Origin of the sequence: Bradyrhizobium sp. OK095 (assembly GCF_900109945.1) — a bacterium.
In the GTDB taxonomy this organism is placed as follows: domain Bacteria; phylum Pseudomonadota; class Alphaproteobacteria; order Rhizobiales; family Xanthobacteraceae; genus Bradyrhizobium.
The window spans coordinates 98,484-125,309 of record NZ_FOBX01000010.1 but is presented as its reverse complement, the minus strand read 5'-3'; the positions used below and the strand labels follow the sequence as shown (position 1 = coordinate 125,309).

29 protein-coding genes and 1 tRNA gene are annotated in these 26,826 nt (G+C 63.8%); 19 read left to right on the top strand and 11 right to left on the bottom strand.

All coding sequences use genetic code 11. The features are described from left to right. Window positions 1-98 precede the first annotated feature (98 nt). From plsY to BMW89_RS25865, 4 genes are all read right to left on the bottom strand, one after another. A complete protein-coding gene (plsY, locus tag BMW89_RS25880; protein WP_092030115.1) occupies window positions 99-695 on the bottom strand; it encodes a glycerol-3-phosphate 1-O-acyltransferase PlsY in 597 nt (198 codons plus the stop codon). A 98-nt stretch (window positions 696-793) separates the two neighbouring features. Beyond that, a complete protein-coding gene (locus BMW89_RS25875; RefSeq protein WP_092030487.1) occupies window positions 794-2,095 on the bottom strand; it encodes a dihydroorotase in 1,302 nt (433 codons plus the stop codon). A gap of 5 nt (window positions 2,096-2,100) precedes the next feature. Then, the gene (locus BMW89_RS25870) at window positions 2,101-3,048 is read right to left on the bottom strand and encodes an aspartate carbamoyltransferase catalytic subunit (protein ID WP_092030112.1); all 948 of its coding nucleotides are present in this window, start codon (window positions 3,046-3,048) and stop codon (window positions 2,101-2,103) included. Between the two features lie 106 nt (window positions 3,049-3,154). After that, on the bottom strand, window positions 3,155-3,814 hold the full coding sequence (locus BMW89_RS25865) for a hypothetical protein (protein ID WP_143062831.1): 660 nt from the start codon (window positions 3,812-3,814) through the stop codon (window positions 3,155-3,157). 118 nt (window positions 3,815-3,932) lie between these two features. Here BMW89_RS25865 and BMW89_RS25860 point away from each other — a divergent pair, with 118 nt between their 5' ends. From BMW89_RS25860 to BMW89_RS25850, 3 genes are all read left to right on the top strand, one after another. Continuing rightward, window positions 3,933-4,676 (top strand): M15 family metallopeptidase, encoded by a 744-nt coding sequence (locus BMW89_RS25860; protein ID WP_092030107.1) that lies wholly within the window; start codon window positions 3,933-3,935, stop codon window positions 4,674-4,676. Window positions 4,677-4,714: 38 nt separating this feature from the next. Then, window positions 4,715-5,479: a CPBP family intramembrane glutamic endopeptidase gene (locus BMW89_RS25855; protein ID WP_092030104.1), complete on the top strand. Its 765-nt coding sequence runs from the start codon at window positions 4,715-4,717 to the stop codon at window positions 5,477-5,479. A gap of 128 nt (window positions 5,480-5,607) precedes the next feature. Further along, window positions 5,608-6,366, top strand: coding sequence for a CPBP family intramembrane glutamic endopeptidase (locus BMW89_RS25850; RefSeq protein WP_244547682.1), 759 nt, complete (start codon window positions 5,608-5,610; stop codon window positions 6,364-6,366). A gap of 4 nt (window positions 6,367-6,370) precedes the next feature. On the opposite strand, the gene BMW89_RS25845 is transcribed toward BMW89_RS25850, so the two are convergent. Beyond that, a complete protein-coding gene (locus BMW89_RS25845) occupies window positions 6,371-7,294 on the bottom strand; it encodes an AEC family transporter (protein WP_092030102.1) in 924 nt (307 codons plus the stop codon). Between the two features lie 4 nt (window positions 7,295-7,298). After that, a complete protein-coding gene (ruvX, locus tag BMW89_RS25840; protein ID WP_092030099.1) occupies window positions 7,299-7,790 on the bottom strand; it encodes a Holliday junction resolvase RuvX in 492 nt (163 codons plus the stop codon). A 45-nt stretch (window positions 7,791-7,835) separates the two neighbouring features. On the opposite strand from ruvX, the gene BMW89_RS25835 reads away from it, so the two are divergent. Further along, on the top strand, window positions 7,836-8,051 hold the full coding sequence (locus tag BMW89_RS25835; protein WP_092030098.1) for a hypothetical protein: 216 nt from the start codon (window positions 7,836-7,838) through the stop codon (window positions 8,049-8,051). Here BMW89_RS25835 and BMW89_RS25830 read toward each other — a convergent pair. Continuing rightward, a complete protein-coding gene (locus tag BMW89_RS25830) occupies window positions 8,038-8,928 on the bottom strand; it encodes a LysR family transcriptional regulator (protein WP_092030095.1) in 891 nt (296 codons plus the stop codon). The two genes, BMW89_RS25835 and BMW89_RS25830, sit on opposite strands and share 14 nt — an antisense overlap. Window positions 8,929-9,024: 96 nt before the next feature. Here BMW89_RS25830 and BMW89_RS25825 point away from each other — a divergent pair, with 96 nt between their 5' ends. The 10 genes from BMW89_RS25825 (at window position 9,025) to BMW89_RS25775 (ending at window position 17,042) form a co-directional block, all read left to right on the top strand. Next, the gene (locus tag BMW89_RS25825; protein ID WP_092030093.1) at window positions 9,025-10,005 is read left to right on the top strand and encodes an NAD(P)H-dependent flavin oxidoreductase; all 981 of its coding nucleotides are present in this window, start codon (window positions 9,025-9,027) and stop codon (window positions 10,003-10,005) included. Window positions 10,006-10,022: 17 nt separating this feature from the next. Further along, window positions 10,023-11,099 (top strand): NAD(P)H-dependent flavin oxidoreductase, encoded by a 1,077-nt coding sequence (locus BMW89_RS25820; RefSeq protein ID WP_092030091.1) that lies wholly within the window; start codon window positions 10,023-10,025, stop codon window positions 11,097-11,099. Window positions 11,100-11,176: 77 nt separating this feature from the next. Next, on the top strand, window positions 11,177-11,464 hold the full coding sequence (gene gatC, locus BMW89_RS25815) for an Asp-tRNA(Asn)/Glu-tRNA(Gln) amidotransferase subunit GatC (protein WP_092030089.1): 288 nt from the start codon (window positions 11,177-11,179) through the stop codon (window positions 11,462-11,464). A 21-nt stretch (window positions 11,465-11,485) separates the two neighbouring features. Continuing rightward, window positions 11,486-11,701 (top strand): hypothetical protein, encoded by a 216-nt coding sequence (locus BMW89_RS25810; protein ID WP_014494728.1) that lies wholly within the window; start codon window positions 11,486-11,488, stop codon window positions 11,699-11,701. Beyond that, a complete protein-coding gene (gene gatA, locus BMW89_RS25805; RefSeq protein WP_092030087.1) occupies window positions 11,698-13,173 on the top strand; it encodes an Asp-tRNA(Asn)/Glu-tRNA(Gln) amidotransferase subunit GatA in 1,476 nt (491 codons plus the stop codon). The genes BMW89_RS25810 and gatA overlap by 4 nt, the downstream gene beginning before the upstream one ends. Further along, complete coding sequence (locus tag BMW89_RS25800) at window positions 13,164-13,466, top strand: hypothetical protein (protein ID WP_092030084.1); 303 nt, start codon at window positions 13,164-13,166, stop codon at window positions 13,464-13,466. Before gatA ends, BMW89_RS25800 begins: the two co-directional genes overlap by 10 nt. Then, entirely contained in the window at window positions 13,463-14,941 is a 1,479-nt protein-coding gene (gene gatB / locus BMW89_RS25795) for an Asp-tRNA(Asn)/Glu-tRNA(Gln) amidotransferase subunit GatB (protein WP_092030082.1), read from the top strand. Before BMW89_RS25800 ends, gatB begins: the two co-directional genes overlap by 4 nt. Window positions 14,942-15,110: 169 nt before the next feature. After that, complete coding sequence (locus BMW89_RS25790) at window positions 15,111-15,281, top strand: hypothetical protein (RefSeq protein ID WP_177196309.1); 171 nt, start codon at window positions 15,111-15,113, stop codon at window positions 15,279-15,281. A 1,178-nt stretch (window positions 15,282-16,459) separates the two neighbouring features. Then, entirely contained in the window at window positions 16,460-16,726 is a 267-nt protein-coding gene (locus BMW89_RS25780; RefSeq protein WP_092030076.1) for a hypothetical protein, read from the top strand. Between the two features lie 94 nt (window positions 16,727-16,820). Further along, window positions 16,821-17,042, top strand: a complete 222-nt coding sequence (locus BMW89_RS25775; RefSeq protein WP_092030074.1) for a hypothetical protein — start codon at window positions 16,821-16,823, stop codon at window positions 17,040-17,042. 128 nt (window positions 17,043-17,170) lie between these two features. Here BMW89_RS25775 and BMW89_RS25770 read toward each other — a convergent pair. After that, window positions 17,171-17,263 (bottom strand) — tRNA-Ser (locus tag BMW89_RS25770). A gap of 702 nt (window positions 17,264-17,965) precedes the next feature. On the opposite strand from BMW89_RS25770, the gene BMW89_RS25765 reads away from it, so the two are divergent. Further along, the gene (locus tag BMW89_RS25765) at window positions 17,966-19,567 is read left to right on the top strand and encodes a porin (RefSeq protein ID WP_092030072.1); all 1,602 of its coding nucleotides are present in this window, start codon (window positions 17,966-17,968) and stop codon (window positions 19,565-19,567) included. Between the two features lie 595 nt (window positions 19,568-20,162). Here BMW89_RS25765 and BMW89_RS25755 read toward each other — a convergent pair. Then, entirely contained in the window at window positions 20,163-22,589 is a 2,427-nt protein-coding gene (locus tag BMW89_RS25755; RefSeq protein ID WP_092030067.1) for a lytic transglycosylase domain-containing protein, read from the bottom strand. Between the two features lie 243 nt (window positions 22,590-22,832). Here BMW89_RS25755 and dapA point away from each other — a divergent pair, with 243 nt between their 5' ends. From dapA to BMW89_RS25735, 4 genes are read left to right on the top strand one after another with little or no spacing between them, the layout of a single operon-like run. Then, complete coding sequence (dapA, locus tag BMW89_RS25750; RefSeq protein WP_092030065.1) at window positions 22,833-23,723, top strand: 4-hydroxy-tetrahydrodipicolinate synthase; 891 nt, start codon at window positions 22,833-22,835, stop codon at window positions 23,721-23,723. A gap of 46 nt (window positions 23,724-23,769) precedes the next feature. Continuing rightward, entirely contained in the window at window positions 23,770-24,186 is a 417-nt protein-coding gene (gene mscL / locus BMW89_RS25745) for a large conductance mechanosensitive channel protein MscL (RefSeq protein WP_092030063.1), read from the top strand. A gap of 59 nt (window positions 24,187-24,245) precedes the next feature. Beyond that, a complete protein-coding gene (gene smpB / locus BMW89_RS25740; protein ID WP_092030061.1) occupies window positions 24,246-24,719 on the top strand; it encodes an SsrA-binding protein SmpB in 474 nt (157 codons plus the stop codon). Between the two features lie 4 nt (window positions 24,720-24,723). Continuing rightward, the gene (locus BMW89_RS25735) at window positions 24,724-25,305 is read left to right on the top strand and encodes a peroxiredoxin (RefSeq protein WP_092030058.1); all 582 of its coding nucleotides are present in this window, start codon (window positions 24,724-24,726) and stop codon (window positions 25,303-25,305) included. Here the strand turns inward: BMW89_RS25735 and BMW89_RS25730 are convergent. Continuing rightward, on the bottom strand, window positions 25,302-25,976 hold the full coding sequence (locus BMW89_RS25730) for a uracil-DNA glycosylase (RefSeq protein ID WP_092030056.1): 675 nt from the start codon (window positions 25,974-25,976) through the stop codon (window positions 25,302-25,304). The genes BMW89_RS25735 and BMW89_RS25730 overlap by 4 nt on opposite strands. Continuing rightward, window positions 25,957-26,601: a LabA-like NYN domain-containing protein gene (locus BMW89_RS25725; protein WP_092030054.1), complete on the bottom strand. Its 645-nt coding sequence runs from the start codon at window positions 26,599-26,601 to the stop codon at window positions 25,957-25,959. The genes BMW89_RS25730 and BMW89_RS25725 overlap by 20 nt, the downstream gene beginning before the upstream one ends. Between the last annotated feature and the right edge of the window lie 225 nt (window positions 26,602-26,826).

Genomic DNA, 26,826 nt, shown 5'->3' with positions numbered 1-26,826 from the left:
CTTGTTCGCCACTCTAGCCGTGAGTCGGCGGAGAGTTGCGAACAGGATTTGGCATATAATGCGGAGGTGGTGCGGCGGTATCCGTACTTTTTCCGGCGTCAGGCCTTCTCGCCGATCCGGCCTTCTTTTCCCGATTGCAATCGCTTGATGTTCTCGCGATGCGCGTAGAACAGCAGCAGCGTCAGCACGGCGGCCAGCGCCGCAAGCGCGAGTTGGCCGAACCACCACAGGAACATCGGCGTGATGAAGGACGCCACCAGCGCCGACAGCGAGGAGTAGCGGGTGGTGAAGGCGGTCGCTAGCCAGAGCACGCAAAAGACCACCGCGGCCGGCCAGAACAGGCCGAGCAGGATGCCGATATAGACAGCGACGCCCTTGCCGCCCTTGAACTTGAGCCAGACCGGGAAGAGATGGCCGAGGAATGCGCCGAGCCCGGCCAGCATCGCCGCATTGGGGCCTGCGATGTAGCCGGCGATGATCACCGCCGCGGTGCCCTTGAGCGCATCGAGCAGCAGGGTGGCCACGGCGAGCCCCTTGCGGCCCGTGCGGAGCACATTGGTGGCGCCGATGCTGCCGGAGCCGATCGAGCGAATATCCTGCGTGCCGGCGAGTTTCGTCAGGACCAGCCCGAACGGAATCGAGCCGAGCAAATAGCCGATGACGAACGCCACCGGCAGGAACGCTTCAAGCCCCATGGCTGTCTCCCCATGTCCGACATAGCCGGCGCCCATGATCTGGTCCTGACGTGGTGTCGCGATGCGAGTCGAGGCCCGCGTCGCCGGAAAACGGCATCTTAGACATGCTCGAAAACCGTCCGTCCGCCGACGATGGTGCGTACCACGCGGCCTGTAAAGCGGGCTTCGTCGAACGGGGTGTTCTTGCAGGGCGATTTGAGGTCGGCGGGATCGACCACCCAGGGCACATCGGGGTCGATCACAATGACGTCCGCCGGGCTGCCTGCGCGCAGGGTTCCACCCGGCAGGCCCAGGATCTCGGCCGGCCGCGTCGACATCGCCCGGATCAGCGTCTTCAGGTCCAGTTCGCCATTGTGCACGAGGCGCAGGCCGGCCGGCAGCATGGTCTCGAGCCCGATGGCGCCGGGAGCTGCTTCCGCGAACGGCAGGCGCTTGCCCTCGACGTCCTGCGGATTGTGGTCGGACATGATGACGTCGACGAGGCCGGAGGCGACGGCGGCGACCAGCGCGCGGCGGTCGTCCTCGGTGCGCAGCGGCGGCGACAGTTTCAGGAACGTCCGGTAGGGGCCGATGTCGTTCTCGTTCAGCGCAAGGTGGTTGATCGAAACCGAGGCGCTGACGGCAAGGCCGGCATCGCGGGCGCGTTTGAGGATGTCGAGCGAGTCGATGCAGGACAGCGATGCCGCGTGATAGCGGCCGCCGGTCAGCGCAACGAGACGCATGTCGCGCTCGAGCATGACCGCTTCGGCGGCGTTCGGAATACCCATCAGGCCGAGCCGGGTCGCGAACTCGCCCTCGTTCATGACACCTTCGCCGACCAGATGCGGGTCCTCGGTGTAGTGCACGATCAGCGCGTCGAAATCGCGGGCGTAGGTCAGGGCACGGCGCATCACCTGGGCGTTGGTGACGCTTCTGTCGCCGTCGCTGAAAGCGACCGCGCCGGCGGCCTTGAGCAGGCCGAACTCGGTCATCTCCTCGCCGTGCATGCCTTTGGTGAGGGCGGCCATCGGCTGGATGTTGACGATCGCGGTGTCGCGGGCGCGGCGCATCACGAAGTCGACGGTCGCCGAATTGTCGATGACGGGCAGGGTGTCGGGCTGGCAAATGATGGTGGTGATGCCGCCGGTCGCGGCCGCCTGGCTCGCGGAGGCAAAGGTCTCGCGATGGCTGAAGCCGGGCTCGCCGACGAAAGCGCGCATGTCGATCAGGCCGGGTGCCACGATCTTGCCGGAGCAGTTGACGACGTCGGTGCCCTCGGGGACGCCAGCCGCGCCAATGCCGCGGCGGGTCTCGCGAATGGTGCCATCGGCAATCAGGACGTCGCCGACAGCGTCGAAATCCCTGGAGGGATCGACGACACGGGCGTTGGCGAGCAGGATGGGGCGGCGGTCAGTCAGCATGAGCATCACGCGTTCGGCAAATTACGGGCGAGCGCTTCCAGCACCGCCATGCGCACGGCGACACCCATCTCGACCTGTTCGCGGATCAAGGACTGCGCGCCGTCGGCGACCGCGGTGTCGATTTCGACGCCGCGGTTCATCGGGCCGGGATGCATGACGAGAGCGTCTGGCTTGGCGTAAGCGAGCTTTTTCTGGTCCAGCCCGAAATAGTTGAAATATTCGGAGGTCGACGGCACGAACGAGCCGTTCATGCGCTCGCGCTGGAGCCGCAGCATCATGACGATATCCGCGCCGTTGAGCCCCTCGCGCATGTCGTGCGCGACCTCGACGCCCATCCGCTCGATGCCGGGCGGCAGCAAGGTGGTGGGGCCGACCACGCGGACGCGGGCGCCCATGGTGTTGAGCAGGATGATGTTGGAGCGGGCGACACGCGAATGCAGCACGTCGCCGCAGATCGCGATCACGAGGCCCTCGATGCGGCCCTTGTTGCGGCGGATGGTGAGCGCGTCGAGTAGCGCCTGGGTCGGATGCTCATGCGCGCCGTCGCCGGCATTGATCACGGAACCGTCAACCTTGCGGGCCAGCAGTTCCACCGCGCCCGAGGCGTGATGGCGCATCACCAGGATGTCCGGGTGCATCGCGTTGAGCGTCATCGCGGTGTCGATCAGCGTCTCGCCCTTCTTGATGGACGAGGAGGCAACCGACATGTTCATGACGTCGGCGCCGAGCCGCTTTCCCGCGAGCTCGAACGAGGACTGGGTCCGGGTGGAGGCCTCGAAGAAGAGGTTTATTTGCGTCCGTCCACGCAGGACGGTGCGCTTCTTGTCAACCTGGCGGTTGAGCTCGACATATTCTTCGGACAGGTCGAGCAGGCCGGTGATGTCGGCCGCGGAAAGGCCCTCGATGCCCAGCAAATGCCGGTGGCCGAGGACGAAGGTCGATTTCGATGTCATTAAAGCGAGAGCTATAGGCGCGGATGGCTGGGGGGGCAAGGGCCAATGCCGGGGCGGGGAGTTATCCCCTGATCTGTCGATTTTGCCGCGCCGTCCCGGGGATCCCCTAAAGGACCGGAAGCAAGGCCAGCGAACGGATGCTGCGGCGCCATTCAGCTAGAATTTGATATATCGAGACTGAGCCGTATTCCTTTATTCGGTTCTGTGAATAGCCGACCGTTGCCCGATACACCTGCTCGAATTCCTTGCTCGATGAGGTGTTGATTTCCGGATAAGCACGGTTGAGTTGGCGAAGCATTTCCTCGGGCGTCGGCAGGTCTTTCGGTGTGTAGGGAAAGGCACATTCGCTGGCCTCGATCGACCTGAGATAAACGATGGCGGGCTTCCAGCGAGGCTTATCGGCAAGTCCGTCGATGAATTGCTCGTCACTCAGGATTTTTTCCGCCGCCTGAACGACGTCTTTGATATGGACAGTTCCGTTCTTGTTGATCAGCGCGTTCGCCGTCTCGACCAGCTCTGCATATGCCGTTGCGAAGCGCTTCCGGAAGCCCAGCTGTGAGGCTGCGACGTCACCCGTCATGTCCAGGCTGAATGCATACTTTCCCGAGTCCAGCCCCTTGACGTACTGGGCCAATTCCTGCGTTGCGGCTGGCGAGAGCAGGAGTTGCAGATTGCTGGCACTGTCACCGCAGAGTCTGGCATTAATGTTTTCCGCGGAAGCCGCTACCGGAAATAATATGACGAGACACAGAACAAATATTCGCATGCAGCTCCCCAACATAAAATCACATCTCAAAATTGAAGTATTGCAATACTTCGCCTTGCTTGTGAAGCCGCCTCGGCGCGTACCGCGCAGGCGTGCAGGCGTGGGCATTCACCTGCTGATGGCCGCGTCCCTCGGTGCGGCGACCATGCCTCCCGTGAGCGGCGCGGAAGCCCAATCGCTCCCCGGCGGCTTCGTTTATCTGCGTGAGATCGATCCCAGCATCATCCAGGACATCCGCTACGCCACCTCGAACAATTTCGTCGGCCGTCCGCTCGCCGGCTACGGCGCCGGCGAATGCGTGGTGAAGCGCGAGGTGGGGCTGCGGCTGAAGGCGGTCCAGCAGGAGCTGGCCGCGCAAAACCTGTCGCTCAAGATGTTCGACTGCTACCGTCCGGCGCGGGCCTCGCTCGACATGGTGAAGTGGTCGCAGAACGGCCGCGAGAGCGCCGCCGATCGGCGCTACAACCCTGAGATACCGAAGACCGAGCTGTTCCGTCTCGGCTACATCGCGAGCCGTTCGCAGCATTCGACGGGAGCCGCGCTCGATCTCACTCTGGTTGATCTGAAGGCTGATAATTCCGCCAAAATCGATCCGTCAAAAGCCTATGCCGATTGCACGGCGCCGGTCGAGGCGCGGCTGCCGGAAGGCAGCGTCGACATGGGCACCGGCTATGACTGCACCGATACGAAGGGCCACACCGCCGCACCCTCGATCAATCCGGATCAGCGCGCCTGGCGCAAGCGGCTGGTGGCTGCGATGGGCAAGCAAGGCTTTGTGAACTATTCGAAGGAGTGGTGGCATTTTTCCCTGCCGGGGGCGGGCGGGGCGGCCTATGATTTCCCGATTCCGCCGCGGCATTGAGTGCCCGATGGTCTGCCGTATCTAACGAAAGCCTCTTGATGGACTCCCTCAATCCCGATCTTCCGCCGCTGACCGTGACTCCCGCGCCGCCGCGTGTCTGGATGTTCTGGGGCACGGCGCTGTGGGGCGTCGTCATTTTTGCAGCAATGTTCGTCGGGCAGATCGGTGCCATCGTCTATCTGGTCTGGCACCACGGCGCTCCCATGAGCCTCGCATCGATGCAGGACGTCGGTCGCGAACCCGCCGCGCTCGCGCTGTCGGTGACCATGGGCCTGCCGGCGACGCTGGCTGCGGTGTGGCTTGCCATCCGCATCAAGAAGGCCTCCTTCGTCGACTACATCGCGCTGCATTGGCCGTCCTGGAAGCAGCTGCTGTTCGGCGCCGTAGGCCTCATCCTGCTGGTCGTTGCCTGGGAGACGATGTCGCGCGCGCTTGGCCGCGAGGCGACGCCTGGATTCATGACCGATCTGTTGAAATCGGGCCGCGACAAGGGCGCCGCGCTCATGCTGCTGTTCGCTTTCAGCGTGGCTGCGCCGATGTCGGAAGAGGTTTTGGCGCGGGGCTTTCTGTTTCGCGGCTGGTCGGCGAGCTTTTTGCGCGTGCCCGGCGCGATCTTTCTGTCGTCGCTGGTGTGGACGGTCGTGCATCTGCAATACGATTTCTACTTCCTCGCCGAGGTCTTCACCATCGGCCTGTGGTTCGGCTACATGCGCTATCGCGCCAACTCGCTCTGGCTCACGATCATCCTGCATGCACTGAACAACATGACTGCGGTGGTGCTGACGATGTGGCTGGGAAGCTGAGGCGGCCGCCTGTCGTTTCGCTCTTCAAACCGCGCCGCGCCGTGGCAATTGCCCGCCTGACGATCCCCTAGTATGTTGGGGTGGTACCTACGCCCACCTTCGCTCCGACGTTGTCGGGGAAAGCCCGCATGTCCGAATTTGAAAATGCCGGCCCATCAGCGACAGGCGCGGCGCCGCAGCTCCGCACCTGGGATTTCGCCGAGACGCTGCTCGTCGCCTTGCTTGCTGACCTGGCATTCATGCTCACCGGCGGGACCGCGCTCAAGTCCCTGATCTTGAATTTCGGTGGGGGCGAGGCGCTGTCTGCGACGGAGCTTCAAGAGGTGTGGCTGCAGGGCCGATGGCAGGGCACCGGCATCATCCTGGGAGCGCCGGCAGTTATCCTCGTGCTGTGGATTGCGATCCGCATGGCTCGTAGAGGGTTCTCGGAATACTTGGCCTTGAACTGGCCGAGCGGGGGCGAGGTCGTACGTGCCTTGCTCCTGATGGCCATCGTTCTGACGGTCGAGATGGTCCTGCTGTCCGTTGTCGGCTCGAACGGATACAAGCCCGGTCCGGATCTCATCGTTCGCAGCGCGGCAGGGCTGTTCGCGATGCTGATCGGAAGCTGCATTGTCGCGCCTGTTGTCGAGGAGTTCGTCGTCCGCGGTTTCATGTTTCGCGGCTGGTCGCAGTCGTTCCTGGGGCCGAATGGCGCGATCGTGCTGGCGTCGGCGTTGTGGGCGTTCGGCCACGTGCAGTACGACTGGTTCGGGCGCTTCAATGTCTTCCTGATGGGGCTCGCCTTCGGCTACCTTCGCGCGAGCGGCAATTCAACCTGGCTTGCGGTGATCGCTCATTCTGCGGTGAACACGCTCGTCTACTTCTCGGTCGGGCCTTACGTTTAGTGCGTCACGCCACCAGCGCGATCACGATCGGCATCGTGATCGCCGCCAAAATCGTTTGCAGCGTGATGATCTGTGCCAGCAGCGGCGCGTCGCCGCCCATCTGTCGCGCCAGCACATAGGCGCTCGGCGAGGTCGGCACCGCCGCGCAGATCGCGACGATCGCGAGGCTGTTGCCGGACAGCCCGAACCAGACGGCGAGCACCAATGCGAGCAGGGGCATCAGCACAAGCTTGAAGGCCACGCCGAGCGTAGCGCCCAAGCTGGGGCGGAACAGGCCTTTCAGTTGCAGGCCGGCACCGGTGACGAGCAGGCCGATGGCGAGCGAGGAACGGCCGAGTGCATCGGCGACCTCATGCCAGATTTTTGGCAGAGGCAAATGAACGACATTGATGGCGAGGCCGATCACGCAGGCCCAGATCAGGGGATTGCGGATCACCGTCATGACAATGGCGCGCACCGATTGCTTCTCTGGCGATGCGTAGTGCGCGAGCACGGCGACGCTGAAAACGTTCACCAGTGGAATGATCGCGACCATGGCCACGGACGCCAGCGCCAGCCCGACATCGCCATACAGATTGGCGGAAACAGACAGCGCCACATAGGTCTGCCAGCGCGTTGCGCCCTGGAAGATCGAGGTGAAGGCGGGGCCGTCGATGTCGAGCCGCGCCAGGGCCGGGCGCAGCGCGAGGCACAATAGCGACATCGCAAGCGCTGACAGCAGCAGCGCGCCGCCGACGCCGGCGACCGGCACTTTTGTGAGGTCGGCCTTCACCAGCGTCTGGATCAGCAGCATCGGGAACAGCACGAAATAGGTCAGCCGCTCCAGCCCGTGCCATTGGGTGTCGAGCCGCATCAGGCTGTGCCGGAGCACAACGCCGAGCACGATCAGGATGAAGACCGGCAGGAGCGCCGCGATCACGACGGCCATGGCGTCAACCGGCCCCTGGACTAGCGCGCAAATTTGCGAGGCGGTCGAGCGCGCCTTGCAGAATGAAGATCGCGGCGTGCTCGTCGATCACCTCGGCCCGCTTGGCGCGGCTGACATCCATGCCGATCAGCTCGCGCTCGACCGCGGCGGTCGACAGCCGCTCGTCCCAGAAGCCGATCGGGAGTGTGGTCAGCCCGGCGAGATTGCGGGCGAAGGCGCGGGTCGATTGCGCGCGCGGACCTTCGCTGCCGTCCATGTTGATGGGCAGGCCGAGCACGAAGCCGACCGCCTTGCGCTCGGCTGCGATCGCAAGCAGCCGGGCTGCGTCCTGCTTGAACGCCTTGCGCTGGATGGTCTCGACGCCGGTCGCGAGCCGGCGGTCCGGATTGGAGACAGCAACGCCGATGGTCTTGGTGCCCAAGTCGAGCCCGACCAGCCCGCCGCGTTCGGGCCAGTGGGTTGCAGCATCGATCAATGGCAGGATAAGAGCCGGCATGGTTTAGCGCATATCACGCGTCGCGCTGCGGAGTGAACCGGGAACATGGATGCGCTCACACTATTCGGCCTGTTTGCCGTCACCGCCATGCTGGTCTGCTATGCCCTTGAGGACCGCAGCCACTGGTTCGTGCTGCTGTTCGCCATCTCCTGCGCACTCGGCTCGGCCTACGGTTTTCTGCAAGGCGCCTGGCCATTCGGCCTGGTCGAGGCGATCTGGGCCTTGGTTGCGCTGCGGCGGTGGGCAGTCAGGCCGCGATGATTTCGTCGTCCTGCTTCAAGCAGGCGGCAAAACCGCTGAGCGCACTGTACTGGTGGCCGGCGCGACGCTGAATGAAGAGCGTCTCGACGCGCGCGTGCGACGGGCTCAGCGTGTGCATCGAGACGCTGCCGATCATCGCGCTGCGTTCGACCACGGCACGCGGCAGCAGTGTCACGCCCATGTCGGCGGCGACGCAGCCGATCATGCCGTCAAGCGTGCCGAGCTCGAAGCGCGCGGCTGACGGCCAGCCGAACTCCACGAAGATCTGTTCGAGCCGCTGGCGGTAGGTGCAGCCGGTGCGGAACACCAGTGCGGTCGGGCCGGACTCCGGCGTGCCCGCGCGCAGCTCGGCCAGCGAGCCCCAGCGTCGCGCGCTGACCAGCACCAGCTCTTCGCGGAAAGCGCTGGTCGCGGCAAGATCTGCGTGCGCGATGGGGCCTGCGACGAATGCACCGTCAAGCGTGCCCTCGAGCACGCCGGCGACGAGATCGGCTGTGGTCGCGGTGCGCAGGCTCAGGCGGACGGCCGGGAAGCGGCGGTGAAAGTCGGCAAGCAGCGGCGGCAGCCGCACCGCGGCCGTGGTCTCCATCGAGCCGATTGCGAGCGGTCCCTTCGGCTCGCCATCGTCGCGGGCGGCGAGCACGGCCTCGTGCGACAGAGCGGCCATCCGCTGCGCGTAGGGCAAAAGCCTTTTGCCGGCGCCGGTCAGCGTCATGCCGCGGCTGTGCCGTTCGAACAGCGGCGTGCCGATCTCCGCTTCCAGCGCTTTCACGCGCTGGGTGACGTTGGATTGCACCGTGTTGAGCTCTTCGGCGGCGCGGGTGATGCCGCCGGTGCGGGCGACCGCGGCAAAGGTCTGGATATCGCTGAGTTCCATGGCGTCGTTTCGCTTTTGTGATGGCAGCGTTCGCAACAATTCATTTTTCGAGAATGCTAATCGCGCCTAGTCTCGGTGTCCAGACGGGGAGAAGCCATGCCGATCGCGACATCGCTGACGAGCCTGCTGCAGATCAGGCATCCGATCCTGCTGGCGCCGATGGATGTGGTCGCGGGCAGCCGTTTGGTGACGGCCGTCAGCCGTGCCGGCGGCTTCGGCATTCTCGGCGGTGGCTATGGCGAGCGGGCGTGGCTGGAGCTAGAGACCGCGAAGCTCGCCGGGCTGCGTGCACCGTTCGGCGTCGGCTTCATCACCTGGAGCCTCACCAGGCAACCCGAGCTGCTCGATGTCGCGCTCGCCGCAAGACCGTCCGCGATCATGTTGTCGTTCGGCGATCCCGCACCGTTCGCACCAAGGATCAAGTCGGCGGGCGCGGGCCTGATCTGCCAGGTACAGGATGAAGCGATGACACGGCAAGCGCTCGATGCCGGCGCTGATGTCCTGATCGCGCAGGGGACCGAGGCGGGCGGTCATGGTGCGTCACGCACCACCGTTGACCTCGTGCCGGCCATCGTCGATCTCGCGGCTGGCCGTGTGCCTGTCGTCGCGGCTGGCGGTATCGCCGACGGGCGCGGTCTCGCCGCCATGGTGATGCTGGGGGCGAGCGGCGTGCTGCTCGGCACGCGCTTCTATGCGAGCCAGGAGGCGGATGGCGCGGAGGAGGCCAAGCGGCGCATCTGCGCCGCCAACAGCGGCTCGACCGTGCGCGGCATCATCTTCGATCTCTCCCGTAACAATGTCTGGCCGGCGCCTTTCACGGGAAGGTGTCTGATCAACGCCCACGCCCGCCGCTGGATCGGCCGCGAGGTCGAACTGATGCAGAATGTCGCCGCAGTCGCGGCGGACTATGCCGCGGCAAAGGCCGCCGGCGATTTCGACGTCGCGGCTGTGATCGCGGGCGAGGCGGTCGGACTGATTCATGATATTCCGCCGGCGGCCGAGATCGTCGAACGGATCGCGATTGAAGCGGAACAGCTCCTTGCCGGACGGCGCAACTCCATCGCGTCCGTCGCCTGAACCATGAGAGAACAACCATGTGGCCTGACCGTCGACTGATCGACCTCTTCAAGACCGAATTCCCGATCGTGCTGGCGCCGATGGCTGGCGTGATGGATGCCGAGCTGGTGATCGCCGTCGCAGAGGGCGGCGGGCTCGGCTCGCTGCCGAGCGCGATGCTGTCGCCGGAGAAGGCGCGCGAGCAGGTCAACATCATTCGCCAGCGCGTGAAGGCGCCGGTGAACATGAACTTCTTCTGCCACACGCCGGTCGACCTTACGCCTGAGGCTGAAGCGCGCTGGAAGCAGCGGCTCACGAGCTACTACACCGAGCACGGGCTCGATCCGGCCGCGCCGATCAACGCCGCGAACCGCGCGCCGTTCGACGCCTCCTTCTGCGAGGTCGTCGAGGAGCTGAAGCCGGAAATCGTCAGCTTCCATTTCGGCCTGCCGGAGCAGGCTCTGCTCAAGCGCGTCAAAGCGGCCGGCTGCCTCGTCATCTCGTCCGCGACGACGGTGAAGGAAGCGGTCTGGCTGGAACAGCACGGTGTCGATGCCGTCATTGCGCAAGGCGCCGAGGCCGGCGGCCATCGCGGCATGTTCCTGACCGACAAGATCTCGGAGCAGCCCGGCACGTTTGCGCTGGTGCCGCAGGTCGCCGATGCCGTGAAGGTGCCTGTCATCGCGGCCGGTGGCATCGCCGACGGGCGCGGCATTGCCGCAGCCTTCGCGCTCGGTGCCTCCGGCGTGCAGATCGGCAGCGCCTATCTGCGCTGCCCGGAGTCCAAGGTCAGTGCGGGCGGCCGCAAGGCGCTCGCCGAGGCGCGGGACGATTCCACGGTCATCACCAATGTCATGACCGGCCGTCCGGCGCGCGGCGTCCAGAACCGCCTGATGCGTGAGGCCGGCCCGATCTCGCCCGATGCCCCGCCATTTCCCCATGCCGCAACCGCCCTGGCGCCGCTGAAGGCGGCTGCCGAAAAGCAGGGCAGGGTGGATTTCACCAATCTCTGGGCCGGCCAGGCGATAGGCATGGGCCGGGAGCTTCCCGCGGCCGAATTGACCCGGGATTTTGCCAAAACAGCGCTGGCCCGGATGAGCCGGCTGGCCGGCTAGCTCTGCAGCGCCGGTTGCGGCACAAAAGCGGCCTCTGCTATACGGCGGTTAGATTTTGCCGTGAGAGGCCCTATATAATGTCCGTCGACGCCACTACCGTCCGCCGCATCGCGCATCTGGCGCGCATTGCGGTTTCCGAGGACGAAGTTCCGCATCTGCAAGGCGAGCTCAACGCCATGCTCGCCTTTGTCGAGCAGCTCTCGGAGGTCAATGTCGAGGGCGTGGAGCCCATGACCTCGGTCACCCCGATGCAGATGAAGAAGCGGCTGGACGTGGTCAATGACGGCGAGATCGCCGACGATATCGTTGCCAACGCGCCCGCGACCGAAGGTCACTTCTTCCTGGTGCCCAAGGTTGTTGAATAGTTCAATTCAGGACGCCGCCCGATGTGCATGCTTTGCGACGATGAGAAGGCCTATCAGGCCTACATGAATTATCTCGACAAGATGGAGCGGCAGGGCAAGGCTGCCGACCCCAATGTCGCCGTCAATGCCGTGCTCGACGAGATCGAGGCCGCTGCGAACGCCGCCGCCAAGAAAAAAGACGACCCGGCCAACGACAAGACCCTGTCTCCCTTCTTCTGCAGCCCGATCAATAAATGACCGATTTGACATCGCTGACGCTCGCCGAAGCCCGCAAGGGTCTCGCGGCCAAAACTTTCACGTCACTCGAGCTGACCGACGCGCATTTGTCCGCGATCGAGAAAGCGCGCGTGCTCAACGCCTTCGTGATGGAGACGCCCGACCAGGCGCGCAGTATGGCGCGCGAGGCGGACGGCAAGATCGCCAAGGGCGACGCCGGTCCGCTCGCCGGCATCCCGCTCGGTATCAAGGATCTGTTCGCGACCAAGGGCGTGCGCACCACGGCGTGCTCGAAGATTCTCGGCAATTTCGTGCCGACCTATGAATCGACCATCACCTCGCAGCTCTGGCGCGACGGCGCCGTGATGTTGGGCAAGCTCAACAACGACGAGTTCGCGATGGGCTCGGCGAACGAGACTTCGTGCTTCGGTCCCGTCGCCAATCCCTGGCGGCGCGAGGGAAGCAACACGAATCTGGTGCCGGGCGGCTCGTCCGGTGGCTCGGCCTCGGCCGTGGCGGCGCTGCTGTGCATGGGCGCGACCGCGACCGACACCGGCGGCTCGATCCGCCAGCCGGCGGCTTTCACCGCGACCGTCGGCATCAAGCCGACTTATGGCCGCTGTTCGCGCTGGGGCATCGTCGCCTTTGCCTCCTCGCTCGATCAGGCAGGTCCGATCGCACGCAGCGTGCGCGATAGCGCGATGCTGCTGCGCTCGATGGCCGGGCACGATCCGAAGGACACGACCTCGGTCGACATGCCCGTGCCGGATTACGAGGCCGCGATCGGCCAGTCCGTGAAGGGCAAGAGGATCGGCATCCCCAAGGAGTACCGTCTCGACGGCATGCCGGCCGAGATCGAGAAACTCTGGGAAGCGGGTGCGGCCTGGTTGAAGGCGGCGGGCGCCGAGCTCGTCGAGGTGTCGCTGCCGCACACCAAATATGCGCTGCCGGCCTATTACATCGTGGCGCCGGCGGAGGCGTCCTCCAACCTCGCGCGCTACGACGGCGTCCGCTACGGCCTGCGCGAGCAGGGCAAGAACATCAACGAACTCTACGAAAACACCCGCGCCGAGGGTTTTGGCGCAGAGGTGCGCCGCCGCGTCATGATCGGCACCTATGTGCTCTCGGCCGGCTATTACGACGCCTATTATCTGCGCGCCCAGAAGGTGCGCACGCTGATCAAGAAGGACTTTGAGGATTGCTTCGCCAAGGGCGTCGACGCGATCCTGACGCCGGCGACACCGTCAGCGGCCTTCGGCATCGGCGAGAAGGGCGGCGCCGACCCCGTCGAGATGTATCTCAACGACATTTTTACGGTGACCGTGAACATGGCGGGCCTGCCCGGCATCGCCGTGCCTGCTGGCAAGGACGCGCAAGGATTGCCGCTCGGCCTGCAGCTGATCGGCCGTCCCTTTGACGAGGAGACGCTGTTCTCGCTCGGCGAGGTGATCGAGCAGGCCGCCGGCCGCTTCACGCCCGCGAGGTGGTGGTGAATGTCGCGGCCTTCATCGCAAGCCTCGACGGCGCGGCGCCCGCGCCTGGCCTGAACGCGCCGCTCGCCGGTCTGTGGTGGGCCGGCAAGGGCGACTGGGAGCAGGCGCACAGAATCGTCCAGGACGACCAGGGTCGCGCCGCCGCCTGGGTGCACGCCTATCTGCACCGCGTCGAAGGCGATCTCGGCAATGCCGGCTACTGGTATCGCCAGGCCGGCCAGGTGGCGGCAAAGGATTCATTGGAGGCGGAGTGGCAGCGGATCGCTGCCGCGCTGCTCGGGAGCACGACATGAGCACGGCTACGCACAAGCTTCTCAAAGGCGCCACCGGCGATTGGGAGATCGTCATCGGCATGGAGATACATGCCCAGGTGACGTCGAACTCAAAACTGTTCTCGGGCGCATCCACGACGTTCGGCGGCGAGCCGAACAGCCACGTGTCGCTGGTCGATGCCGCGATGCCGGGCATGCTGCCTGTGATCAACGAGGAGTGCGTCAGGCAGGCTGTCCGGACCGGGCTCGGGCTGAACGCGCAGATCAATCTGCGTTCGGTGTTCGACCGGAAAAACTATTTCTATCCGGACCTGCCGCAGGGCTACCAGATCAGCCAGTACAAATCGCCGGTGGTCGGCGAGGGTGAGGTGATCGTCGATCTCGACGGCGGCAGGACGGCCGCCATCGGTATCGAGCGGCTGCATCTGGAGCAGGATCCCGGCAAAATGCTGCACGACCGGTCGCCGTCGCTGTCCTTCATCGATTTCAACCGCTGTGGCGTGGCGCTGATGGAGATTGTCTCGAAACCGGACATCCGCGACGCTGAGCAGGCCAAGGCCTATGTGACCAAGCTGCGCTCGATCCTGCGCTACCTCGGCACCTGTGACGGTGACATGGAGAAGGGAAGCCTGCGCGTCGACGTCAATGTGTCCGTGCGCAAGCCCGGCGGGCCACTAGGCACCCGCTGCGAAATCAAGAACATGAACTCGATCACCTTCATCGGACAGGCGATCGAGTATGAAGCGCGGCGCCAGATCGAAATCCTGGAGGATGGTGGGCAGATCGAGCAGGAGACGCGTCGGTTCGACCCCAACAAGGGTGAGACGCGCTCGATGCGCTCGAAGGAAGAGGCGCATGATTATCGCTACTTCCCCGATCCCGATTTGTTGCCGCTGGAATTCTCGCAAAGCTTCGTCGACGCGCTGAAGGCAGAGCTGCCCGAGCTGCCGGACCAGAAGAAGACGCGCTTCGTCGCCGATTTCGGCCTGTCGGCCTATGACGCGAGCGTGCTGGTCGCCGAGCGCGAGAGCGCGGTGTTCTACGAAACCGTTCTGGACAAGCTCGGCAACCGCGCACGCGACGGCAAGATGGCGGCGAACTGGGTCATCAACGAGCTGTTCGGCCGTCTCAACAAGGAAGGCCGGGATATTACGGGCTCTCCCGTGAATACCGAACAGCTTGCCGCGATCATCGACCTGATCGGCGAGGGCACAATCTCGGGCAAGATCGCCAAGGATCTGTTCGAGATCGTCTGGCAGGAGGGCGGCGACCCGCGCGCGCTGGTCGAAAGCCGCGGCATGAAGCAAGTGACGGATCTTTCGGCGATCGAAAAGGTTGTCGACGACATCATCGCGGCCAATCCCGACAAGGCCGCGCAGGTCAAGGACAAGCCGCAGTCGCTCGGCTGGTTCGTCGGCCAGGTGATGAAGGCGTCCGGCGGCAAAGCCAACCCGCAGAGCGTCAACGACCTGCTCAAGTCCAAGCTCGGCATCTGATCTCGCGCGTTCGAACGAGGTGACGGACACGCGTCGTCACCTCGCGCGACGTCGAGATGAGACGCGCGCACGTATCACCGACAACGAACTTCATCCCGTCGAGGTCACGATGCGCATGCGAATCGCAGGTCGAGCGATTCGCGCAAAACGGCGACTTGCACACGCTCTGATGAGCGCTTCCGCCGTTAAGCATGAAAATAATTTCGTTGCCAAAACCCGCGACTCAGAGTCCGCGACTCGCCTCCGCGATGCCATCGCGCGCTTCGCCGTGCGCGTCATCGCGCTGATCACGCGTGATGTGCGCGCGCAGAATAATACTTGTTGCATAGTGTTTTCTTGAGATCGCTGCTCTTGTCGAGATCAACGCTGCGAGAAGTATTTGCAATCGCAGACGCGTGTCTCTGCGTGTCGGCAAATCAAGCGCGGCTGGCGCACGCGCGCTGCGTCGTCAACACTTCCTTAAGTGAGAAGATGTTTTTTTCGTCGTGTTGGTGTATTCGGGATGAGTGTGCACTCGATCCCCGAATGCATGCAGCGATTAAGCCATCTCACACATCGGAGGGCAACATGGCCAAGAAAGCTAAGAAGGCGAAGAAGGCGAAGAAGGCGAAGTCCGCAGTGAAGAAGACTGCGAAGAAGACCCGCAAGGTCGCGAAGAAGAAGTAACTTCGCTTTTCGAAGTTGCCGGCTCCTAGAGAGCCGGCACGTCATCAGCGCCTCCTAGAGGTTCTGGTCGACGATAGAGGGTGTCGGCGAGACATCAGGTCAACGGTCGGATCGTTCTCTTCGCGGGTTCGCTCGCTAAAGTCCGGTCCGGCAGAAGAAACAAGTTTTCTTCGTTCGGTGCGGTTCTCCTCAAAGGAGCTCCGCAATTTCACTAGCGGCCTTCGGGCCAACGTGAAATCTGGTCCTGACGTGTTCGCCGACGCCCTCGTTCCTTGAGGCCGGGGTATTGCCGGCATTCCCTTATCCAGACATTGCTGATCCGACCGCGACGTAGTCGCTTTGCCTTGGCCGCATTGCCTTGAGGCAGGCGAGGGCTGCGGTGTGTCTGTTCGATGTTCACGCGTTGCTTCCCCATTCGCGGTGTCATCGCCCGGCTCCGACCGGGCGACCCAGTGGGGAATGACAGGGGCTCGTGGGGTCGCGACGGCGATTCGCTCCCACAAATTGCAGCCACAGGTCACGCGCCACCGCGTGCGATGGTTATCGTTCTCCCAAAATCCCAGGGTAAACCAAATCTGACGAATCGCAGAAGTGCCTGCAAATCAGGGACTTCTCGAATTCCGCGTGCGGGTGGCGCGCGCGCGCGTTTACGTCTGCTTCATCGCGATACTTAAACTGCCATTCAAATTTGCCCGGCATCATCGCCTCCAACAAGCCGGCAAACGGCATTGGGCAAGACGCCCTGGGGATGAGTTGAACAGCGCACGATCCCAGAAGGGATTTTGCAGATCAGAGTTGGACGGGAGCCGCGCTCGGGGGATTCGAGGCGGCATAAGAAAAAGGGGATGCGTTATGTTTCAGGGTACTTTCGATCTGGAGACGGCGACACCGATCGACGCGAGCGCGCTGTCGGACGTGCTGTTCGAGCGCGGCATCTATTGGGCGAGCGGGCGTTCCGGCCTCGTCGATCTCGTCGCCGCGCATAAATGGTTCAACCTCGCCGCCCTGAAGGGCCGCAAGGACGCCGTGACGCTGCGCCAGGAAGTTGCCGGGCAGATGTCGGAGACCGAGATCTCGGCCGCGCAGCGCGAGGCGAGGGCGTGGGTTTCCGCACGCTGAACTGAGAATCGCATCCGGCCCCGTGTTTGCACGGGGTGATTTGGTTGCGCTGAATCAAGTTCCTGCGTCGGGCCGGCGCCTAGATCCGCCCGACATGAGCAACCCCGACAAGAATGACTCAGGAGCGAGTCAGTGGCTGCCGATTCAGATCGCGCCCGACGATTGCGATCTGGAACTCGGACGGCCGCACAAGACCGGCATTCTGCCTCTAACCTTTCCATGCCGCCGCAAGGCTGGCGTCTGGTTCAATGTCTGGGCGGACGAGGCCGTGCTGATATCGCCCTCGCATTGGCGAATCTGGCGATCCCGCATCTAGCTGCGCACGCACATATAAGGAGAGTGCGAATCGGGCTGGGCTCGCGGCGATGATTCTTGCGCCAGGCTTTCGTGCCGGCGATCGCTTTCAAAAGAAAGAACGCGCAGATCCGTGATTCTGCCGTTGGGTGGCGGAGAGGGAGGGATTCGAACCCTCGATACAGCTTGAGACCGTATGACGCTTTAGCAAAGCGTTGCCTTCAGCCACTCGGCCACCTCTCCGGTGCGAGCCTTATGCATCTATTTGCTTGGGCCGGTCAATTTGTAACCGTGTGTTTGCGCTCGAATATTCCCAACGATTTTCGGGGCAGGGGCTTATCGAGGCTTCGAATCTTTCCGTCCCCGCCAATCGAGCTGCCGGCCCCGGTCCCAATAATCCCCGCTATCCATAAAGAGTGTCCGCCGCGCCGGCCGTGAGCGTCGCCGTGACCGCGCTTGCGACAAACAAAGAGTGATGGAGGAGAGGCTGTGCCTTCTCTTTGAGTCTTCTTCTGATTCCACGATTCGAGCGCGTCAAAGCCGTTTTGGACCGAGGTCACGTCGATCACGCCTTACGTGGGGAATTTTGGCGGCAAATGGAACCGCTCAGAAAATGCAAACAAAAACAATATGTTGGGAGGGTGCTCTGATCACATCTGCGTGTTATTTGTGCAACACTTGCCGGGAAACGCGCTTCATTGACCCGTTTCGGAGCGTTCTGTTGTTGTGTGTGCAAAGACGTTCGGTAATTGTGACTGAGCGACGGAGGGGGGCATCCCGAGGTCGTCCCGTCTTAGGTGGTTCGCTTAAGTCCCTCGCGTTCAGCGGGTGTGTCCGAAGGCGCGAAGCGACTAAGCGGTGAGTTAAGGGACAAGGGAACCAACCTTAGGGTGTCTTCACCCAGCGGATCCGGAACCTTCCCTATGGCAAACTTGGAGGTTTAACATGAAGTTGGTTAAGAGCCTTTTGCTCGGTTCGGCGGCTGGTCTGATCGCCGTTGGCGGAGCGCAGGCAGCCGATCTCCCCGTGAAGGCCAAAGCGGTCGAATACGTGAAGATCTGCTCCCTTTACGGCGCGGGTTTCTACTACATCCCGGGCACCGACACCTGCATCAAGCTGGGTGGTTACTTGCGCGCTGAAGTCGCGCTGGGCACCAACTCGGACTTCGGCGGCGGTCTCAACGTTTCGAGCCAGGGCGCCAACGGTTCCCGCAACCGTCTGACGAACTACTACACGATGCGCGCTCGTGAAGATCTCAACATCGACACGCGCACCGCGACCGAGTACGGCGTCGTCCGTACCTTCTTCGACGGCGTGTTCTCCTGGTCGTCCGGCAACTACGTCGGCACCAACAGCGGCACCGGCACCACCGCCTACAGCGGCACGCTGGCTGCTGGCACCAACCCGCTGACCGGCGCTGCGACCCTCTACGGTTCGGGCTCCGGCGCGGTGAACAGCACCGACAGCAACACCTCGGGCGGTTCGCTCGGCGTGTATTACGCCTTCATCCAGTTCGCCGGCTTCACGATGGGTAAGGCCGTGTCGCAGTTCGACGCGCCCTGGAGCAACTATCCCGGCAACAACTTCGACAGCCTCGTCGGCGGCAGCGGCACGGTCACTGGTATCAACCAGTTCACCTACACCGCTGACTTCGGTCAGGGCGTGACGGCAGCGTTCTCGGCTGAAGACGTCTCCTCCTACATGCAGGCCGGCAACCTCAACATGTCCGGCGCGAGCGCGTACGGTATGCTGCAGGGTGCTTACGGCAGCAACGCCATCGGCGGCACGCGTTCGCCGAACCTCGTCGCGATGGTGCGTGTCGACCAGGCCTGGGGTCTCTTCCAGGCGTCGGTGGCTGCGCATGACAACCACGTCGGCTACTACGGCGCTGCCGAGCCGACTGGCCACCCCGACGACAAGTGGGGTTGGGCGGTTCAGCTTGCTCTGTCGATCAAGAACATCCCGACGGGTGCGGGCGACACGATCAACGTCCAGGGCGTCTACACCGACGGCGCGAGCCGCTACAACTTCCAGAACCTGGCGGGCGGCACCTACTCGATGTTCGGCGGCTCGAGCACGGCTTACCAGAGCATTGGCTTCGCCACCGCTCCGGACACCGTGTACGTCACGGGTAGCTCGCAGGAAACCATCAAGACCTGGGGCTTCCGTGGTGCTTACACCCACAACTGGGATCCCTACTGGAACACGGCGATCTACGGTGCCTACGCTCAGGCTCAGTACGGCTCGCTCGCCAAGACCACGCTTTGCGGCGTCGGCGGCACGTTCGTAACGGGCGCCAGCCAGGCTGGTGTTACGGGTTGTAATCCTGACTTCGCCATCGGCCAGGTCGGTATCATCACCCGCTGGACCCCGGTCAAGAACCTGACGTTCTCGGCCGACCTCGCTTGGACCCACCTCGACCAGAAGTACTCGGGCACTGTGACCCCGGCCGCTCTGATCGCGGTTCCCGCCAAGCCGGTCGCGACCTACGAGCTGAAGGATCAGGACACGCTCGTTCTGCTCCTCCGCGCTCAGCGCAACTGGTAAGTTCGGTCTAACGACCTGACAGAGCCCCGGCGGGAAACCGCCGGGGCTTTTCTTTTTGGTGGTTTGTCTTTGGCGGTCGAAGGACGGGCGGTAGTCGCCAGGCAAGAGTCGCAAAGACGGTTGCGGTGCCGGCTCTTGATACGAAAAAGGCCGCCAAAAGAGGCGGCCTCCTGGAGTCCAAACCGAAACCGTCCTTATTTCAGGTCGAGGGCCCGGCAATAATAGGAGCTCTCGACATCGGTCCAGCCCCGCTCCATCCTGTTACTTCGGCACTCGTAGTAAGTCTTGAAGTTGAGAACGTTTCTGCAACCATTGACCGCCGAACCGGAAAGAGAGCACCCGACATAGGGGCTGTTGCTTGTCTTGGCCCCGGCTTGCTGGATGGGGGCGGCGCTCACTGGCCCAATCGACAGGGCTGCAAGAGTTAGAGCGGACACTGCCAGCATCTTCATTAGCCTTCCTCCTTTTTGTTGCCCGGGACAGCAAATGCCTCTCCCAGGCACACACTACTACAGCGGGTGGAGGTCGTCTCGCTCAATCCATGCCATCGCCGTAAATGAAGGGCAGGGTTTCGCTTCTGGAGAAGGCGCCGCCGCTATTCCACGCTGCCGGCGCCGCGGCGCAGGTCGGCCTCGATCTGCAACCGCGTGCCGCCGCCGAAGCGCGCGCGGTAGACCTGCAGGTTCTCCATGATCCGCTGCACGTAGTTGCGCGTCTCGGAGAATGGAATGAGCTCAACCCAGTCGACCGCGTCGACCTTGGGGTCGCGCGGGTCGCCGTAGCGGTCGACCCACTTCTTCACGCTGCCGCGGCCGGCATTATAGGCGGCAAACGTCATGATGTAGGAGCCGCGATAATCCTCGATCAGCCCGCCGAGTTCAGCCGAGCCGAGTGTGGCGTTGTAGACCGAATCGTTCTTCAGCCGGGACAGGTCGTAGGTCCCACCGTGTCGCTTGCAGACATAGCGCGCCGCGTCCGGCGTCACCTGCATCAGGCCATAGGCCTGCGCCGGCGAGACCACCGAGGGGTTGAACGCGCTTTCCTGCCGCGCGATCGCATAGACGATGCTGCGCTCGACCTCGGGGCCGATCGGCGTGAACTGCGGAATGCCGTTGACGGGATAAGCATAAAAGTCGAACGGCAGGCCGCGGTTGAGCGCGGCCTTGCCGAGCAGCAGCATGCCGCGCGCGTCGCTGTAGCGCTGGGTCAGCTCGCCGAGGCCGGTGAGGGCTTCGGGATCGCCGTTCTCGCCCATGTCGGCAAGCATTGGTATCGCCATCTCGCGCTCGTCGAGCTCATAGAGCAGTTGCGCCGCGCGCACGATCTCGAGCCGTTCGGCGCCGCGGCCGCGCGGTTGGCCGTTGAGCTCGATCTGCGGCAGGCCGAGCTTGGCGCGCGCGAGCTGGCCGTAATAGCTGGTGGATTGCTCTGCGGCGCGCGCGTAGGCGTTCCGCGCCTCTTGCTGGCGGCCGGCGGCCTCCGCGGCGCGGCCCTGCCAATAGCCGGCACGCGCCAGCGTGGTGGGATTGACGCTGCCGACGCCGATGCGGGCGAAATGCTGGGCGGCGGCGGCGGGGTCATTGAGGAAGCGCAGTGCGATCCAGCCCGCGGTGAACTCCTGCTCGGTCTTGTAGATGTCGCGCGAGGGCAGGGCCGCATCGCGCGCAATCAGATAGGCGGTGCGGAATTCCTCGGTGTCGATCATCTTGCGCGCCAGCAGGCGCCGCTCGATCCACCATTCGTCGAGATTGTAGAGACGGCCCGGATCCTTCGGTGCCGACAGCATGAGCTGGGCGGCTTCGGCAAACTTCTCCTCGCGGCGCAGCAGCTGGATCTTGCTGAAGATGAAGCCGGGATCGTTGTGCAGTTCGTGCGGCACGGCCTCGAGCAGCGCACGCGAGTTCGGCGCCTTCTTCAAGGAGGCGATGCGGGCCTTGGCGAGCACGACATAGCCGGCGCCGAGGCGCTTTGCGGCGCGCAGCGCCGCTTCGTTCTCGCTGCCGTAGAGCAGCGTGTCCATCCGCGCCTTCTGGTCGCCCGGCGTGAGCAGGGCGCCGAACTGGTCGAGCGCGTTGTTCTCGGTGTCCTCCGACATCGGATCGCTGCGCCAGGCCTCGCGCACCAGCCGCTCGGCATTGGCGCGGTCGCCGCGTGCCAGCATCGCCTTGGCGAGCGTGAAGCGGCCCTTGGCGGAGACGGGGGATTCGCCCTCGAACCACGACCACGCGACACCATCATCGCGCCTGTCATCCCACATTGCCGCCTCGAGGCGGCGACGCAGGAAGGTCTGCGACGGCCAGCTCGGATTTGCGGAGAGGAAGGTGCGATAGCGCTCGACGGTCGCGCCATTGTCCTCGCTGCGCAGGATGATCCATTCCGCAAGCTTTCGCGCGACCGGGTCCGAGATCGAGGCTGCGTCATTGGTGGCGTCGCCCGCCTTGCGCTTGCGCACGAGCTCGATGACGTTCTCCAGCGTGTCCTTGTCGGCCTGCGACGTCGACGAGGTTGCCGCGACCGCAGCCGGCGTGACCGGCTTGCGCGGCGCGGCGTGCTGGCGGGTTGCCGGCGCAAGCATAGGCGCTGCGATCGGTTTGGCGGTGGCCGCCGGGGCGGTGGGTCTGACGGTGGCCGTCACGGCGGGCGCGGCTTTGGGAGAGGAGCCGTTGGCGGCCGGTTGTGATTTTGGCGCGGGGGCCGCGGCCGCAGGTTTTGGCTTGTCCTTCGCGGGGTCCTTGCCCGCGCTCTTGCCGGCATCCTTGGTCGGCTTCTTCGCAGCATCCCTGGCAGGGGCGCTCGCCGCTCCCTTCGTCGCTCCTTTGGTCGCTTCCTTGCCGGTTCCCTTGGTTGTTCCTTTGGCTGGTCCTTTCGCTGCGTCCTTGGCCGCGGGCTTCGCGGGTTCCTTGGTCCCCTCGGCAGGCGTCTCATTGGACTTGGCCAAAGCGGCGCAGCCGACCGAAAGCCCCGCCAACAGGCTTACAACCAGACCCGCGGATCGCCAGGCGGCACGAGGAGAGGAGGTCACGGCGTTTCGTCGCCCCGAATCAGTGAAATGGCTCAAGACCTAGTTGTACAAGATCTGGCTGTATTTGATTGAATATGCGGACAAAATACCAAGAGCCGCTTACCTTCGCCCGCTTTGCACCACCACCGCGGCAAAATCGCGGCCTAAACGGTGCGTCACACGGATGCGGCCCTTTTACCTGCGGGATAGACCCGATATGTATTGGGCTTGCCCAAAAAGCTCGCCCGCGTACGGAGGAAGTCCATGGCAGCCAAGACGAAATTCCGGGGTTCGTTCACCGCCTTGGTCACGCCGTTCAAGAACGGCTCGCTGGACGAGGCGGCGTTCCGCTCGCTGGTCAACTGGCAGATTTCAGAGGGCACCAACGGCCTGGTCCCGGTCGGCACCACCGGCGAGAGCCCGACGCTCAGCCATGACGAGCACAAGAAGGTCGTCGAATGGTGCATCGAGGAGGTCAAGGGGCGGGTGCCCGTGATCGCCGGCGCCGGCTCCAACTCGACCAAGGAAGCGGTCGAGCTCGCCCAGCATGCCGAGAAGGCGGGCGCGAATGCGGTGCTGGTCGTGACGCCTTATTACAACAAGCCGACTCAGGAAGGCATGTACCAGCACTTCAAGGCGATCAACGATGCGATCGGCATTCCGATCATCATCTACAACATCCCGCCGCGCTCGGTGATCGACATGTCGGTCGATACCATGAAGCGGCTGTGGGAGCTGAAGAACATTGCCGGCGTCAAGGACGCCACCGCCAGCATGGTCCGTGTGTCGCAGCAGCGCGCGGCGATGGGCGAGGATTTCAACCAGCTCTCGGGCGAAGACGCGACCATCCTCGGCTACATGGCGCATGGCGGCCACGGCTGCATCTCGGTGACCTCGAACGTCGCGCCGCGGCTGTGCTCGGAGTTCCAGGCCGCGTGGGCGAAGGGCGACCATGCCACCGCGCTGAAACTGCACGACAAGCTGATGCCGTTGCACAACAACCTCTTCATCGAGAGCAATCCGGCGCCGATCAAGTACGCGCTGTCGCTGCTCGGCAAGTTGGACGAGACGCTGCGGCTGCCGATGGTGCCGGTTACGGAGCCGACGCGCGTTGCGGTCCGCAGCGCCATGGTGCACGCCGGCCTGATCAACTAGGCCGCGTTCGTAACTTCATCGCCACAGGCAACGCAGGGGGACCAGCATGCTCAAGGAATTCCGCGATTTCGCGATGAAGGGCAACGTCGTCGATCTTGCCGTTGCGGTCATCATCGGCGCAGCCTTCGGTGCCATCGTGACGTCGATGGTTAGCGACATCATCATGCCGATCATCGGCGCGGCCACCGGCGGCCTGGATTTCTCCAACTATTTCGTCGGACTCTCCAAAAACGTCACGCAGACCAATCTCGCCGATGCCAAGAAGCAGGGTGCGGTGCTGGCTTACGGCAGTTTCTTCACGTTGGTCGTGAACTTTGTCATCGTCGCTTTCGTGCTGTTCATGGTCATCCGCACCATGAACCAGTTCAAGCGCAAGGATGAGGCCAAGCCCGCGGAGCCGCCGAAGCCGTCGGCTGAGGTCGCGCTGCTGACCGAGATCCGCGATCTCCTCAAGAAGTCTTGACGCGCGCGCTTCATCCAAACTGTTAGGGTCGCGACCCATCTCGACCGGATTTGTTTGCTATGGCCGATAAGAACGAACGTCCTATCAAGGTCATGGCGGAAAACCGCAAGGCCCGCTTCAACTATGCGATCGAGGATACGGTCGAGGCGGGCATTGCGCTGACCGGCACCGAGGTGAAGTCGATCCGCAGCGGCAAGAGCACGATCGCGGAATCCTACGCCGATTCCAAGGACGGCGAGATCTGGCTGATCAACGCCACCATTCCCGAATACCTCCAGGGCAACCGCTTCAACCACGAGCCGAAACGGCCGCGAAAGCTGCTCCTGCACCGCAAGCAGATCAACAAGCTGATGGGTGCGGTCGACCGCGAGGGCATGACGCTGATCCCGCTCAAGCTCTACTTTAACGAGCGCGGACGCGCCAAACTGCAGCTCGCAGTTGCAAAGGGCAAAAAGCTGCACGACAAGCGCGAGACCGAGAAGAAGCGCGATTGGAGTCGGGAGAAAGGCCGGCTGATGCGGGCGAGGGGATAACGAGATGAATCAGAAAAACCTGCTTGAGGTCGACTGGAGCCAGATTCCCGCGCCTGCCGATGACGGCGGCGCCGCGCATCTGCGCGGCATGACGTTGCCTGCGATCAGCCTGCTCGCGACCGACGACAATTCGGTCACGCTGTCTGCACTCGCCGGCCGCACCGTGGTGTTCGCCTATCCGCGCACCGGTGAGCCCGGCAAGATCTCGCTGGTCGACGATTGGGACATGATCCCGGGTGCGCGGGGCTGCACGCCGCAGACTTGCTCGTTTCGCGATCTGTTCGCCGAGCTGAAGGCCGCCGGCGCCGCCCAGGTGTTCGGCCTCTCGACCCAGAGCAACGCCTACCAGACCGAGATGGCCTCGCGGCTGCATCTGCCGTTTCCGGTGCTGTCGGATGAGAATCTGGCGCTGACGGGCGCGCTCAATCTGCCGACCATGGAGGTCGCGGGGCTGACGCTGATCAAGCGGCTCGCGCTGATCATCGACGATGCGAAGATCACGCACGTGTTCTATCCGGTGTTTCCGCCCGACCGGAACGCTGGCGATGTCCTGGACTGGCTGAAGGCCAATCCTGCCAAGGGCTAATCGAGCTCGGCCTTAATCTTCGCGAACACCGACCGAAACATGTCCGTCGTCAGCACCCTCGTGTTCGTGTTGTAGCGAGAGCAATGATAGCTGTCGTAGAGCTTGAACGCGCCGGCCTGATGCACCGCGCCGTGTCCGAAGGGCGCTTGCGAGGCCTTCAGGTTCAGCGGTTTGAGCACCGTGTCGTGCGCAATTCGCCCGAGCGCTACGATCGCGCGCAGATTCGGCATCGTTGCGAGATTCGCCACGAGAAACTGGCGGCAGGTGTTGATCTCGACCGGCAGCGGCTTGTTCTGCGGCGGAACGCAATGCACGGCATTGGCGATTCGGCAGTCGACCAGCTTCAGGCCGTCATCGGGCCGCGCCTGGTAGGTACCCTCAGCGAATCCGTATTCGAGCAGCGTGGCGTAGAGCAGGTCGCCGGCATAGTCGCCGGTGAAGGGACGGCCGGTGCGGTTGGCGCCCTGCATGCCGGGCGCGAGGCCAACGATCAGCAGGCGCGCCTTGATGTCGCCGAAGGGCGGGACCGGTGCGTTGTGCCACAACGGCTCCCGCGCGCGGTTCGCCTCGCGAAAGGCGACCAGGCGCGGGCAGAGTGGACAGTCACGGTCGGGGACGACGGTAAGGGGCCGGCGGCTTACCCGGGCCGCTTCACTCGTCGAGGTCGTCATCGCCCCTCGGCGCCATCGTCGTCGCGCGCTGGAGGAACTGCGGGGCATGATGGCGCGGCTCGCGATCGCCGCGCTCGCGCGGAGCAGGGCGTTCAGACGGATCGCGGCCGAGCTTGGATTGCAGCTCGACGAGGTCCGTGAAGACGTCGGCCTGGCGGCGCAGCTCGTCTGCGATCATCGGCGGCTGGCTCGCGATGGTTGAGATCACGGTGACCCGCACGCCGCGGCGCTGGACGGCCTCGACCAGGGAGCGGAAGTCGCCGTCCCCGGAGAACAACACCATCTGGTCGATATTCTCGGCGAGCTCCATGGCGTCAACGGCGAGCTCGATGTCCATGTTGCCCTTGACCTTGCGGCGGCCGGAGGCGTCGATGAACTCCTTGGTCGCCTTGGTGACCACGGTGTAGCCGTTGTAGTCGAGCCAGTCGATCAGCGGGCGGATCGAGGAGTATTCCTGATCCTCGATGATGGCGGTGTAATAGAACGCCCGCAGCAGCGTCCCGCGGCTCTGAAACTCCTTCAGCAATCGCTTGTAATCGATGTCGAAGCCCAGAGTTTTTGCCGTCGCGTAGAGATTGGCTCCATCGATGAAGAGCGCGATCTTGTCGGAAGAGGAAGGTGACATTCAGTTTGCTCGCGTAGTGTTCGTGATTGATCGTTTATTGTTGGCGCGGCGACAGCAAGCCGCGCAATTCCAAAATCGCCTAAACCCGTCGAAACCGCAAATCCGGAGAAGTCGGGGCAATCAAGGTATAGTTATGGCGGACTTTCATACACCCGGCGCCACCCACGATGGCAGCCCGGGAAACCACCCGTCCCAGCCCCAATGTGGGGGTAGCAGAGCCGTTTG